This window comes from Marinobacter sp. LA51 (assembly GCF_030297175.1).
In the GTDB taxonomy this organism is placed as follows: domain Bacteria; phylum Pseudomonadota; class Gammaproteobacteria; order Pseudomonadales; family Oleiphilaceae; genus Marinobacter; species Marinobacter apostichopi.
On record NZ_AP028070.1, the window covers coordinates 2924415 to 2935967 of the forward strand.

Annotated in this window: 15 protein-coding genes; 8 read left to right on the forward strand and 7 right to left on the reverse strand. The window is 57.4% G+C overall.

Translation table 11 applies throughout. From position 1 onward, the window contains the following. Window positions 1-4: 4 nt before the first annotated feature. A complete protein-coding gene (locus tag QUE89_RS17390; protein WP_353506792.1) occupies window positions 5-364 on the reverse strand; it encodes a hypothetical protein in 360 nt (119 codons plus the stop codon). Window positions 365-397: 33 nt separating this feature from the next. On the opposite strand from QUE89_RS17390, the gene QUE89_RS13540 reads away from it, so the two are divergent. After that, window positions 398-1240 (forward strand): alpha/beta hydrolase, encoded by an 843-nt coding sequence (locus QUE89_RS13540; RefSeq protein ID WP_353506793.1) that lies wholly within the window; start codon window positions 398-400, stop codon window positions 1238-1240. Then, complete coding sequence (locus QUE89_RS13545) at window positions 1233-1724, forward strand: MOSC domain-containing protein (RefSeq protein ID WP_286220603.1); 492 nt, start codon at window positions 1233-1235, stop codon at window positions 1722-1724. Before QUE89_RS13540 ends, QUE89_RS13545 begins: the two co-directional genes overlap by 8 nt. Window positions 1725-1748: 24 nt before the next feature. Here the strand turns inward: QUE89_RS13545 and QUE89_RS13550 are convergent, their stop codons facing one another. Both QUE89_RS13550 and QUE89_RS13555 read right to left on the reverse strand, forming a co-directional pair. Then, the gene (locus QUE89_RS13550; RefSeq protein ID WP_434784112.1) at window positions 1749-2432 is read right to left on the reverse strand and encodes a DnaJ domain-containing protein; all 684 of its coding nucleotides are present in this window, start codon (window positions 2430-2432) and stop codon (window positions 1749-1751) included. Window positions 2433-2502: 70 nt separating this feature from the next. After that, window positions 2503-3198: a VWA domain-containing protein gene (locus tag QUE89_RS13555; RefSeq protein WP_286220605.1), complete on the reverse strand. Its 696-nt coding sequence runs from the start codon at window positions 3196-3198 to the stop codon at window positions 2503-2505. 59 nt (window positions 3199-3257) lie between these two features. Between QUE89_RS13555 and QUE89_RS13560 the strand changes: the two genes are divergently transcribed. After that, a complete protein-coding gene (locus tag QUE89_RS13560; protein ID WP_286220606.1) occupies window positions 3258-4109 on the forward strand; it encodes a hypothetical protein in 852 nt (283 codons plus the stop codon). A 13-nt stretch (window positions 4110-4122) separates the two neighbouring features. Here the strand turns inward: QUE89_RS13560 and QUE89_RS13565 are convergent, their stop codons facing one another. Together QUE89_RS13565 and QUE89_RS13570 are read right to left on the reverse strand one after the other, a co-directional pair. Further along, a complete protein-coding gene (locus QUE89_RS13565) occupies window positions 4123-4761 on the reverse strand; it encodes an SDR family oxidoreductase (protein WP_286220607.1) in 639 nt (212 codons plus the stop codon). Window positions 4762-4854: 93 nt separating this feature from the next. Continuing rightward, window positions 4855-5310, reverse strand: coding sequence for a GatB/YqeY domain-containing protein (locus QUE89_RS13570; RefSeq protein WP_286220608.1), 456 nt, complete (start codon window positions 5308-5310; stop codon window positions 4855-4857). Window positions 5311-5605: 295 nt separating this feature from the next. On the opposite strand from QUE89_RS13570, the gene QUE89_RS13575 reads away from it, so the two are divergent. From QUE89_RS13575 to QUE89_RS13595, 5 genes are all read left to right on the forward strand, one after another. Beyond that, complete coding sequence (locus QUE89_RS13575; RefSeq protein ID WP_286220609.1) at window positions 5606-6583, forward strand: DUF6635 family protein; 978 nt, start codon at window positions 5606-5608, stop codon at window positions 6581-6583. 16 nt (window positions 6584-6599) lie between these two features. Further along, complete coding sequence (locus QUE89_RS13580; RefSeq protein ID WP_286220610.1) at window positions 6600-7268, forward strand: glutathione S-transferase family protein; 669 nt, start codon at window positions 6600-6602, stop codon at window positions 7266-7268. Window positions 7269-7416: 148 nt separating this feature from the next. Further along, a complete protein-coding gene (locus QUE89_RS13585) occupies window positions 7417-7914 on the forward strand; it encodes a DUF2780 domain-containing protein (RefSeq protein WP_286220611.1) in 498 nt (165 codons plus the stop codon). 43 nt (window positions 7915-7957) lie between these two features. Further along, entirely contained in the window at window positions 7958-8533 is a 576-nt protein-coding gene (locus tag QUE89_RS13590) for an NUDIX hydrolase (RefSeq protein WP_286220612.1), read from the forward strand. A gap of 207 nt (window positions 8534-8740) precedes the next feature. Next, window positions 8741-9460 (forward strand): substrate-binding periplasmic protein, encoded by a 720-nt coding sequence (locus QUE89_RS13595; RefSeq protein WP_286220613.1) that lies wholly within the window; start codon window positions 8741-8743, stop codon window positions 9458-9460. A gap of 60 nt (window positions 9461-9520) precedes the next feature. Here the strand turns inward: QUE89_RS13595 and QUE89_RS13600 are convergent, their stop codons facing one another. Further along, complete coding sequence (locus QUE89_RS13600) at window positions 9521-9937, reverse strand: polyribonucleotide nucleotidyltransferase (protein ID WP_286220614.1); 417 nt, start codon at window positions 9935-9937, stop codon at window positions 9521-9523. Window positions 9938-10287: 350 nt separating this feature from the next. Then, window positions 10288-11412: an iron-containing alcohol dehydrogenase gene (locus QUE89_RS13605; protein WP_286220615.1), complete on the reverse strand. Its 1125-nt coding sequence runs from the start codon at window positions 11410-11412 to the stop codon at window positions 10288-10290. Between the last annotated feature and the right edge of the window lie 141 nt (window positions 11413-11553).

Below are 11553 nucleotides of genomic sequence, written 5' to 3' on the forward strand. Positions count from 1 at the left end.
TCAGCTATTCTGGCAAAACTGTTAACAAAGAAGCGTATTTTGCAGATGCCACGCATCGAAATCCAGACAGGCCTGAGTATTGCATTGATGCGATACTGAGCAACTGAATTAGTATGGCAAAGTAGCCCATCTCCGGGATGCCGCCAATTAAGGACTGACTATGATATTCGGAATGGCCTGGTTCGCAATGATGTGGTTTGGCCTGTTCATGGTCGCGCTGATCGCTGCCGTGGTGTTTTTCATTCGCCGGAAGCGAAGCACTAGGGATCAAACTGAGGCACCTCCTCCCCAGCAACACGATGACGCTCGCCAACAGGTTCTGGAAATAGTTCAGGGCATGCACGCAGCCGCTGACGGCCTGCATGGGCTTGCCCGAGTCAAAGCGTTGCGGAGGTACATGGACAGCATGAGCGATGGCCTGGAACTGGCCTCGGACAACCGTTCACCGGCCAGTGGTTCACCCAGAGGCGAGTGGGTTATCGCACCCGGGGCAAAACCCGAGCGGCGCATTCTCTACATTCACGGTGGTTCCTGGATTGCTGGCAGCCCCAAAAGCCATCGCGCCATTACCGACCGGTTGTCCCGGCTAACCCAGGCCTGCGTATTCGCAATCGATTACCGGCTGATGCCAGAAAACCGCTACCTGGACGGCATCATCGATTGCCAGCGGGCCTATCGCTGGCTACTGGACAACGGTCCGGATGGTAAGGCTTCAGCCGATTTCCTGGTGGTTGCGGGCGACTCTGCCGGTGGCAGCCATACCCTGGGCCTTATCGCCTGGATACGGGACCAGGGCCTGCAAGCACCGACCGCCGCGATTGCCCTGTCACCGTCCACCGAGCTGATGCTGACTTCCCTGGGCAGCCGGGCCAATCTGGAATCCGATGTCATGCTGGGGCCGACCGTGAAAAAAATGGCCCGAATACCCATGCCACTGCTGTGGTGGGGAACCGTGCTGGGCATGCGGGTACTGCCCACCAGCCCGATAGCATCACCCCTGCGGGGACGATTACACGGGCTGCCGCCCACGCTGATTCACGTCAGCGAATCGGAACTGTTACTGGAGAACGCGCAGCGCTACGTTGAGAAAGCGCGGGCTGCTGGCTCGCCGGTAGAACTGAAAACCTGGCCAGACATGGTGCATGTCTGGCATCTGTTCACGCCGTTGTTGCCAGAAGCGGAAGAGGCGTTCGAGCACATCGGCGCATTTCTGAATCGAGTGGAGAGAGCCCATGGCTGAACCAACCCCCATGCAAATCCTGCTGGACACCCTGCCACAAACCGGCCGGGTGGAATGGATAGGCATTCGCCCTGCCCGAGGCCAGGCTATGGAAATGCTTGAGCGAGTGACTGTCAGCCCCGGCACAGGCCTGGAGGGGGACCGCTTCAAGGGCCGCGAAACGAGCAAGCGACAAGTAACGCTGATTCAGCAGGAGCACCTGCATGCTATTGCCTCCTGCCTGCAGCGCGAGGCCATCGCGCCGGAGGTGTTCCGGCGCAACATCGTGATTTCCGGCCTGAACCTGCTGGCACTGAAAGGTAAAACCTTCCGCATTGGCGACGTGGTTCTGGAATACACCGGCCTGTGCCATCCCTGCAGCAAGATGGAAACCACGCTCGGGCCAGGCGGCTACAACGCCATGCGCGGGCATGGGGGCATCACCACTCGGGTGGTGGAAGGCGGGAAACTGGCGCTTGGGGATTCAGTGCAGGCCTGCCTTTGAACAGAATGAATCAACTCAGCAACATCACCTCAACAGGCACTCTTTCGCTTCATTGATGCGCGCGGCCAGGTAGTTACTGCCACCATGATCCGGGTGCAATTTCTGCATCATCCGGCGGTGCGCCTGAATAATTTCTTCCCGACTGGCACCGGGTTCCAGGCCCAGAATGTCCAGGGCTTCGCTCTCGGTCAGCGGGCCACTGGCATTGCCGCCCCCAGCGGATTCTCCGCTTTCAGGACCAGCCTCGTCATCCGCGCGCCAGGAGTCACCAAACCGTCGATCAAGGTAGGATTCCAGCAACCGGGCCGAGTCCTCATCCTGCGCCCGACAATAGCGTAACAGCTCAAGGAACTCGCTTTCGCCCAGGTCCGACAGTGTCCGGCCCGCCATGGGGCCCGTCAAAATCGTGCCGTCCATGGTTCCGGAGTCATGGTCCAGGCTCATTTCCAGAACTTCGCTGGAAACATGGGACTGGTTGCCCGGCTTGGCCTTGGCGCCGCCGGTCAGGCCTCCCGTCAGAAGAGACGGCAGCACCCGGCGCAGCAGCGGATAAAGAAACGCCAGTAAGGCGAACAAAAAGTGCAAACGGCCAGTCACAGCCAACAGCACTACGATCACGGTACCCACGATTAACGACAATTTGATGGCCGCCGGCCCCCGTTGTTTCCGCGGCAGGCTGCGCAGCCACAAAGCCGCAAACAACGACATCACGAGAAAAATTAGCGTTATCTGCACTCGGAACTCCGGGCTAATCGGCCCACCATTGTCGCTATCTACCTTATCTGATTTGCTTTGTCAGGCGCTTCACTTCCGCAGAGCTATGGCTGGAAAAATCCTCCAGGGCCTTGGCTCCACCAGACGCATAGACCGCAACAGCAGCCATAAGATCCTTCAACACTTGCGGACTGTTGCGATCAAACGGCGCATAGGCGCCGCCCGAAAGTTTGCTCACCTGCTGGAACACCGCCCGGGCATGGGCATCGTCGCCCTCGTGGAACATGAACACCGGGGTGCGCAGCATGCCCAGTTCACCGGCGGTATGGCAAAGCTCGTCCACCGGTTCCTCGCAGCAATCGCCAATAAACACCACAGCTTTCACAGGCTGGGTGCGGGTTTCACTCACCGCGTGGGCCAGCACCCGGCTTATCTGGGTGCGGCCACCCAGGCAAGACACACCGTTCATCAGGCTCAGCAGCTGGCCGGTTTCCGTAACAAAACCGGTTGCCTTAAACTCCCGAAAGCCTCGGTAATAACACAGCTGGATGGCCAGGCCACCCAGATCCTTGGTGGCCAGGAATAGCTCACTCTGCAAGTGGCAGGCCTCGTCCCAGGTTGCCTCCCGGCTGGCGGTGGCGTCCAGGGCGAAGATCAGCCGGCCCTTAACCCCGCCGCCCTTGGGCAATTTCTGGACCTGATGGATAAACTGTTCGATAGACTGTTTATCGGATTTGGTGCGAAGCTCTTTATCGGGCATAGGCGTCTGAACACCGCTTGGGCTGACTACGTTATGGCTACAAGCGTAGGGCAAATATCATGCAATTCACAGGTCTGCCGACACCGCGTTTTTTCCCTCTGGTGGTTGTTCTGACAGCCGCCCTGGTCATGCCTCGCACCAGCCAAGCCTCAGACCACGCCTACCTGCTCTATCGCCAATGGCAATCCTACGACTGGCAAGGTGATGTACCGGCATCAGATGAAATATCTCGAGTTCAACGAGGATTAGGCTGGCGTCGACAATTTCCCGCTGGCTCATTCGGCCTCGATTACGATTACCAGGCTCTGCGTCTCCGCACCGGTGATCCTGCGCACAATGGCCACCTGCACCGGATAACCCTGGGAGGTGACCGGCAACACGGGCTTTACCGTGTAGAGGCGCGGACCAGCCTCGCCGGCACCTCCAATATGTTCAAGGAACAAGCCTTTCATCAAGAAGTGATGAATGGCCGCGTTGCCATATTCCGGGCCTTGGATGAGAGTTCTGACCTGAGCCTGGGCATCGGAGGCGATCATCGCTTTGGCTCGTTCCGCTGGATGCCCCGGTTGCGGTGGCAACTCATCAACAACCGCGGCCATTGGCTAATTGATCTTCCGGTGCGACTGCGATGGCACAGCCCTAATAACCGGTGGGCTTTTCGGATGGAACGTATGGGGGACCGCTGGGCTACCCTGGATAAAACTCAGCAAGTCGAAAGCGCGCTCTACATGAGGGAGTGGCGAACAGAGCTGACCTACCGAATCCGTTCCGGTGATGAGCGCTGGCCGGTGGTGATTCTGGGAATTGGGGCGAGCGTTGAAACCCGAGTCCGCTACCAGGATTCCGAGGAAGGCACGCTCGATTTGCGCCTGGGCGATGCCATCTTCGGGAGCGTAAGGCTCAGCTGGTAGCGGCGGGACACTGTCAGAGTTTCGCCAATGCCTCAGGTACTGGCGTATCACCAGATACCACATCAAACACAGCGTCAGTGGTGTTGTCCGAATCCAGCACCGCCAGCAGCACCCGGGCAACATCCTGGCGAGGAATTTCACCGAACTCCTCCAGTCTGGCACTGAGCGCAACCGTGCCAGAGCCGTCTTCATCGGTGAGCCGGCCCGGTCGAACAATGGTGTAATTCAGGCCGCTGTTCTTCAGGTGCTCATCGGCGTTGTGCTTGGCCCTCAGGTAATGCTGGAGTTTTTCAGGCCCTTTTTCCGGCTCCTCCGCGCGCATGGTGCTTACCATGATGAACCGTTTGATACCCATCGCCCTGGCGGTATCCACCAGCCGGATAGCACCATCCTGATCCACATCGATGGTTTTATCCGGGCCTGTATGAGGGCCGGAGCCTGCGGTAAAAATAACCGCATCGCAGCCTCTCATGGCCTCGCTACAGTCGTGCTCAAGATCGCCCACCACGGTTTCCGTGGCGCCCAGCTGCTGCAAATCCGGCCCCTGGTCCGGGTGCCGGATCAGCGCACGTGCCTCATGGTCGCTGTTTGCCATTTCCTGCAACAGGTGTTGTCCGATCTGTCCGTTGGCTCCTGCTATGAACACATGCATAACGGCTCTCCTGACTCGCTAAATGTCATGGCTGTCTCTGATAGCTGAGTGCACTGCACGCACAATTCAAGTCAGCGAAGCCCGGGGCACTCATCAACCCGCCAGCGCTGCTCGCACTTTCTTGCTCAAATGGCCCATATCAACCCGACCCAGGACCTGGGGCTTCAGTTCGTTCATAACTTTGCCCATGTCCTGCATGCCCTGTGCGTCGGTGGAACTAAGGGCCGATCGGATCAGGCTATCCAGGTCATCCTCGGACAGTGCAGCGGGCATGAACTCCTCGATGATCACCATTTCCGCACGCTCTTTGTCGCCCAGCTCCGGGCGGCCGGCATCGTCGTACTGACTGGCGGCATCCCGGCGCTGCTTGAGCATTTTATCCAGCACCTTCAGAACGTCTTCGTCACTCAAATCCCGACGCTCATCGATCTCGATCTGTTTCACCGCAGCCTGCGCCATACGCAGGGTGGTAAGCCGGAGTTTGTCCTTGTTGCGCATCGCGTCTTTTACCGCGCTGGCCAATTGTTCCTTGAGCGATCCTTCCGCCATTATCAGGCTCCTGTTGCGTGTGTTTGAGTTGTGGAAAGAGGTTAAGGTAGTAGAAGTATACTAAGCCCCAGATTTAACGGAAAATCGGGACAGGTTCAATCTCCTACCTATGTGTTTACTGAGCAAAACCTGGAGCGGAGCTTCAACACCTGCCGGCTGGAGAAGGACCTGTCACTGAGCTGCCTTAGCCCAGCGAATTCCTGATACAGTAACTGCCCTGAAAACAACGGCCCGGTTTGCGCCCATGCGGTGACAGGCCCTGACCACTTATTTACCTGCAGACACGCCTGCCACTATGTCCGATGCCACATCGAGCGAACACACTATCTCCGAAGCCGAGATAAAGCAGGCCATCCGTTCAGGCATCCAGGGCTACTTCGACGACTGCCGAGCGCGGGTACCGGCGTTTATCGACCGTCATTTTCACTACCCGGGAGCCATTGCCACCAACCGGATGGCGCTGGGCTGGGACATGATACGAGCGCCCATCAATTTGCTGTGGGCACCGGTTTACGCCCTGGCCTGCCTGGTGAAAATCCTGGTTCGCAATCGAGCAGGCCTTGGCTGGCTGCATCGATTGGCCGATCGCGTGCCCGCAGGCTTTACCACCCGAGTGCAGGAGCACATCTCAAGCCTGATTCAGCACGAATTGCTGAACAAGGGCCGGGTGAAGACCCCCTCCGAAAACAGCCTGCTGGAGAGCTACCTGATTGAGGCTCTGGAAGCCGTTTACGCCCGCCATAGCTCCGAGCCGGTCGATCCCCAACGCTTCATCAAGCTCATTGAGCCACTGGTCGCCGACGCGCTCAGCCAGTACCGGGTAACCCGGACGGCCTCTGCCGATATCACCAACAGCATTTCCTGCACCGTGCTGGGCGCCTTCGCGTTCCAGAAATTCACGCCCGGTGGCATTGGACTCGGGGTGGTGCTTGCGTCCATTCTGGCCAAAACCATGGCCGCCCGGGACTTTATTCTGGGCGAAACGATCGGCGGCTGGTACTACAGCGTATTTCCACCAGAGCCCTCGCTGGCGACCACCGCCAGTGTGATGGTAGCGGTCATGGCCGCCCTGGCAGCCTTTGCAGCATTGTCCGGAGTCATTTCGGACCCGGTGCAGGCAGCCATAGGCCTGCATCGCCGGCGTCTGCACAAGCTGCTGGACCACTTGGAACGGGATGTCTCACTGAGCACCCAAAGCAGCTTTCGCCCAAAGGACCAGTATGTGGCACGGATTCTGGACACCTTTGACATGATCAAATCGGGTTTAATCTAACGAACGGAGTTTCTACATGATCACAGTGCACCACCTGAATAATTCCCGCTCACAGCGCATTCTCTGGATGCTCGAAGAGCTGGGCGTGCCCTATGAGATCAAGCGTTACGAGCGTGATCCCAAGACCATGCTGGCACCGGCCAGCCTCAAAAAGGTACACCCGCTGGGTAAATCTCCGGTGATTACTGATGGTGATCTGGTGGTGGCGGAATCAGGCGCCATCATCGAATACCTGGCCCACACCTACGGCAAAGACACCATGCTGCCGGAAGCCGGCGGCCAGGCCTGGCTGGACTACTCCTACTGGCTGCACTACGCCGAAGGCTCCCTGATGCCGCCGCTGGTGATGCGCCTGGTGTTTGAGAAGGTGAAAACCAGCCCGATGCCGTTCTTCATCAAGCCGGTCGCCAAGGGTATCTCTGACAAAACCAACGAGATCTTCATCGGCCCAATGATCAAAACCCACCTGGACTTTGTTGAAGCCCATCTGGCGAAAAACACCTGGTTCCTGGGGGATAACCTGAGCGCGGCGGATATCCAAATGAGCTTCCCGCTGGAAGCCTCGGTGGCGCGGGGAATCGTTGGCAAGAATCGACCAAACATCACCGCTTGGGTGGGGCGCGTACACGCCCGGCCGGCTTACCAGACAGCCCTTGAGAAAGGCGGCGAGTACGACTTCGCCTGAGTGATAGCGGAGGGCTTCAACGCCCTTCGGTTTTCCCTGGAATTTCAGTTGCCCAGGGAAAATATCGCTATTTGCTCCACTTTGTTTTCCGAGAACCGCCCCCATATGTAGCTTGCTAACCTTGAAACACATCCATAGGGACATTTAAATGAATACCATCCTCAAGCAATTCCTCCTGGTTTCAAGCATCTATCTATTCACCCCAACCGTTGACGCCTACAGCCTGAACGACAGCCTGACCAAAGGTACTGCAGCACTGTCCTCAGCAACGCAAGTTAAAGGCGAAGCACAGCAACTGGTCGGCCAACTGCAGAGTCAGCTTGGTGTTTCCCAAGCACAAGCCGTCGGCGGTACCGGAGCCATGTTGCAGCTCGCGAAGAATCAGCTTGGCGCTAACACCATGAGCACCCTGAGTGGCAACGCCACCGGTCTGTCCAGCCTCCTGGGAGGCAGCAGCGGCCTGAGTAAAAACCTGCTCTCCAACATTTCCTCCATGAGTGGGGTGCAATCGGCGTTCTCTGCCCTGGGCATGGATCCCGCCATGATTCAGCAGTTCCTGCCGATAGTGCTGGGTTTTTTCGGTGAACAGGGCGTGGGCTCGACCTTGCTTGGGCAGTTGCAGAGTCTTTGGACGCCGGCCAAGTGATTGGATAATCTGGTCACTACCAGCCTCCAAAGGACAGCACACTGTGGCAACCAAACGCTGGGCCAGCACCTTGCGGCCCAAGAAGCTACCGCTCCGGCGGCGCCTGACCCGCGCCTCCGTAGCGCTGATCTACCGACAAGCTGAAAACGGTGGAACAGAATTGCTGTTCATCCAACGGGCCCGCCGGGAAGGCGATCCCTGGTCCGGAGACATGGCCTTCCCAGGAGGCCGACTCCAGCCGGAAGACGCCACAACCCGGTCGGCCGCGGAACGGGAAACTCTTGAGGAAACCGGAGTTGACCTGATTCGCCACGGCCGCTTCCAGGCTCGGCTATCCGATCTGATTACCCGCCACCATAGCCGCTGGCGCCCCATGGTGATCACACCCTACGTCTACGAATGGCAAGGCCCGCATACTGTCTCGCTGAACCACGAAGTTCAGCAAGTGGTGTGGGTTCCCCTCGCCTACCTCTCCGCGGAAGAGAACCAGAGCAGGCTGCCCTGGCGCACGCCTCTGGGCACATTGAACATGCCCTGCTGTCGGTATCAGGATTACTGCATCTGGGGGCTCAGTTACAGCATGCTGCAGGAGTTTCTGACACAGGGAACCAAGAGATAAATGCGTAACAGTTTTACTTCTTTTTGCAGACAAGTTCTTTCCGGCTAGCTACTCTGACCCAGAACAGGTTCGAGTTATTTTGATGGCGCGCCCATTTTCGGGACACAGGAATCACGAATGGTTTGGAATGATCGTGCGGATAATGTAGTTCTGACCGGAATATTTCTAATCATCGGACTGATCAGTCCCCCAACATGGGGCGAACCGATGAAGGTCATAACAGAGCACTCGCCTCCAGGAGAGTATCTGGATGAGAACGGCCGTGTCACAGGCCCTACTGCCGAGTTGGTCCGAGAACTGATGAGGCGGGCTGGTGAACCCGGAGACATTGCAATCCTTCCCTGGGCGCGGGGTTATCGAATGGCTCAAAAAGGGGGCAATGTCGCCCTGTTTGAAACCGCCCGAACAGAACTTCGGGAAGATCAGTTCACATGGGTCGGTCCGATTAAGCGCGTCGCCACCGGTTTTTTTGTGCGTCAAGATAATGATATTGCGATAGAGACGTTGGACGATGCGCGTAAGCTAAAGGGTATATGTGCCTATCGGGGAAGCTCTGGCGGGGAGTCACTGTTAGCGTTGGGTTTTACCAATCTGGAGCAGCCAACCCAGCCTGCGCAGTGCCTGAAAATGCTCATGCACGGCCGAGTGGACGCCTGGGTGACCAGCGACATAGGGCGGATACCGTTACTTGCCGACTCAGAGTATGCCCAGGATGATGTGGTGCTAGCCTACATCACCTCAATCAGGTACCTGTACATTGCCATGTCACTGGATACCGAGGATGCCAAGGTTGAGCTCTGGCAGGACACCCTCGACAAGATGAAGCTGGATGGAACGCTTGCACAGTACTACAGGGGCACCTACCCCGATGACATGATCCAGGCGCTTAGCCAGCCTGGCCAGCCAGATTTCTCATGGCTGGATTAGTCCGAAAACCACAATCCGTTGCGGTTGCAATCTAAGCACCGGAAACAGTGGCTGAGGCCCTTACAGGAAGCGCACTTCCCTATTCAGGGCACTCAAAGTTGTGGTCCCTTCCCGCGATTGAATAGCCTCGTCGTCCAGGCGAACTTCCTCTCCGGTTTGCTCAAAGATGGCCTGCTCGATCTTCTCGTTCGTGACCTCACCCGAGATTTGAATAGCATTCACTTTATCTGAATCGACCGACGCCACGCCGCCAGGCAGGTAGATGGTGCCATTGCTGAAATCGACCGCGAAGGCGATAACCCCGGGCACCAGGAAGAACAAGAGGCCAATGCCATCCAGTATCACGACAGCCGGATCAAGGTGTCCGGAGTGCTGCCCCTTTCTCTCCGGGTAAAGGATCGTGCCACAGGCGACGAGCTGCATTGAAAACCCAGCGACTACAGAAATAACAACAGACTTCTTGAGCTTGGTGTTCATTCTTCTTCTCTCCTGTGCTGCTTTACAAACAAAAGGAGGGACCAGACTCGCACAAGGCGCAACTCCGGAGCAATGTTGCCAATGACTTACATCACCACAGAAAATGCGCGAACAACCAAAAACCGGCAGCGCCCAAAACAATCACGGACAAATGCATAACCAAGTTTGCTCGGGTAGTTGGGGAAGGCTTTTCAGGAAAATTAAAGTACTCCTCGCCAAACAGCCCCACTCCGCATTGCTCACAATAATTCTTAGAGTATGAGAGCCTGAGTTCAGCTGGCTCAAACCTTTTCCGACAGCTGTAGCAGCTAGGTTTAATCATCTTTTGTCCCAGGCAAAACGATGGTTGATCAAAACGACTGGCGCATGATGTGTTCAATGGTTGCCGCTGGCAGCACCACGGGATTCGCCTTCATGGAGGAAGAACTGGCAGCCGCTTTCGAGGCTGCAATGATGTGCTCGTCGGTCACCCCAATCGACTCAAGCCCGGACAGGCCACTTTGGATAATCCATTCATGGAAGCGCGGCAACGCCTGGTCCGAGTTGGTCTCAAAAACCTCGGCAATCCAATCGATTACCTGATCGATACGAGCCTTGTGTTCCGCTTCCGTCACAGCGTCACGATTGGCCGCAATGCCCGCCGGTAACAGCGCGCCGCAGATGGCGCCGTGGGGCGCACCGCACAAGCCGCCCAGCGGGCCTGCCAAGCCGTGGACAACACCCAGCCCTGAGTTGGCGAGGGCCAGGCCACCAAACATGCTGACCTGAGCCATGGCATCACGGGCCTCTTTGGACTCCCCACTCATCAGTTGCTTTAACGCCGCAAGGCCCTTGGGAATCGCCTCCTTGCACAGCATGTCCGTGAACAGGTTGGCGCGAGACGAAAGGTAAGGCTCAATTACCTGGGTAATGGCGTCCAGCCCCGAGTGCAAGCTGACGTGCCGGGGGCAATTATCAGTCAGTGCGGGGTCAATCAGGGCAAGGTCCGGGAGCAACCGGTTATCCCGGAGGCTGACCTTGCGCTGGGCGTCCGGAATATCGATCACTGCGTTGCGGGTGACTTCGGCGCCGGTACCCGAGGTGGTTGGAACCAGAATCAGCGGCAGGCGCTTGGCCGTTAAAGGCAGACCGTCTCCCACCACCTCCAGGTGACGCATCAACTCGGTGTCACTCGGCAGCATGGCCGCCAGCACCTTGGCGGAATCCATCACCGAGCCGCCACCAATGCCAAGCACCAGATCGACACCCAGCTTCTTACCCTGATCGACCGCAGCCGTGAGCGCATTCAGGTCGGGCTCTTTTTCAACCGACAGGGTTTGCACGATCTCAACCGTGGTCAATGACTCGAACACCGCAGCCAGCCGACCAGGATTGCTGCCGTGCACGATCAGTGCTCGCGTACCCAGTTTCGTTGCCCGATCGTTCAGTTGGGCTATATAGCCCCGCCCGAATACGATTTCCGTCGGGGTTACCAAGTTAAAAGCACCTACCATAGAAAGTCGTCCTGAAGATAAAAAGAGATGCGCACTGCATGAACACTCAGTGTCAGGCTGTATGTAGCATTCTGACATCTACGTTTCACCTTACTCCAGAGCTTATTCGGGCCGCTCAAAACT

Bases quoted from the DNA above. Each gene is read 5' to 3' on its own strand.
- QUE89_RS13565 (WP_286220607.1), bottom strand. From the start codon at position 4,761: ATGCATGTGTTCATAGCAGGAGCCAACGGACAGATCGGACAACACCTG.
- QUE89_RS13570 (WP_286220608.1), bottom strand. From the start codon at position 5,310: ATGGCGGAAGGATCGCTCAAGGAACAATTGGCCAGCGCGGTAAAAGAC.
- QUE89_RS13550 (WP_434784112.1), bottom strand. From the start codon at position 2,432: ATGTCGTTGTTTGCGGCTTTGTGGCTGCGCAGCCTGCCGCGGAAACAA.
- QUE89_RS13560 (WP_286220606.1), top strand. From the start codon at position 3,258: ATGCAATTCACAGGTCTGCCGACACCGCGTTTTTTCCCTCTGGTGGTT.
- QUE89_RS13545 (WP_286220603.1), top strand. From the start codon at position 1,233: ATGGCTGAACCAACCCCCATGCAAATCCTGCTGGACACCCTGCCACAA.
- QUE89_RS13600 (WP_286220614.1), bottom strand. From the start codon at position 9,937: ATGAACACCAAGCTCAAGAAGTCTGTTGTTATTTCTGTAGTCGCTGGG.
- QUE89_RS13580 (WP_286220610.1), top strand. From the start codon at position 6,600: ATGATCACAGTGCACCACCTGAATAATTCCCGCTCACAGCGCATTCTC.
- QUE89_RS13575 (WP_286220609.1), top strand. From the start codon at position 5,606: ATGTCCGATGCCACATCGAGCGAACACACTATCTCCGAAGCCGAGATA.
- QUE89_RS13595 (WP_286220613.1), top strand. From the start codon at position 8,741: ATGAAGGTCATAACAGAGCACTCGCCTCCAGGAGAGTATCTGGATGAG.
- QUE89_RS17390 (WP_353506792.1), bottom strand. From the start codon at position 364: ATGCAGGCCGTCAGCGGCTGCGTGCATGCCCTGAACTATTTCCAGAAC.
- QUE89_RS13540 (WP_353506793.1), top strand. From the start codon at position 398: ATGGACAGCATGAGCGATGGCCTGGAACTGGCCTCGGACAACCGTTCA.
- QUE89_RS13585 (WP_286220611.1), top strand. From the start codon at position 7,417: ATGAATACCATCCTCAAGCAATTCCTCCTGGTTTCAAGCATCTATCTA.
- QUE89_RS13555 (WP_286220605.1), bottom strand. From the start codon at position 3,198: ATGCCCGATAAAGAGCTTCGCACCAAATCCGATAAACAGTCTATCGAA.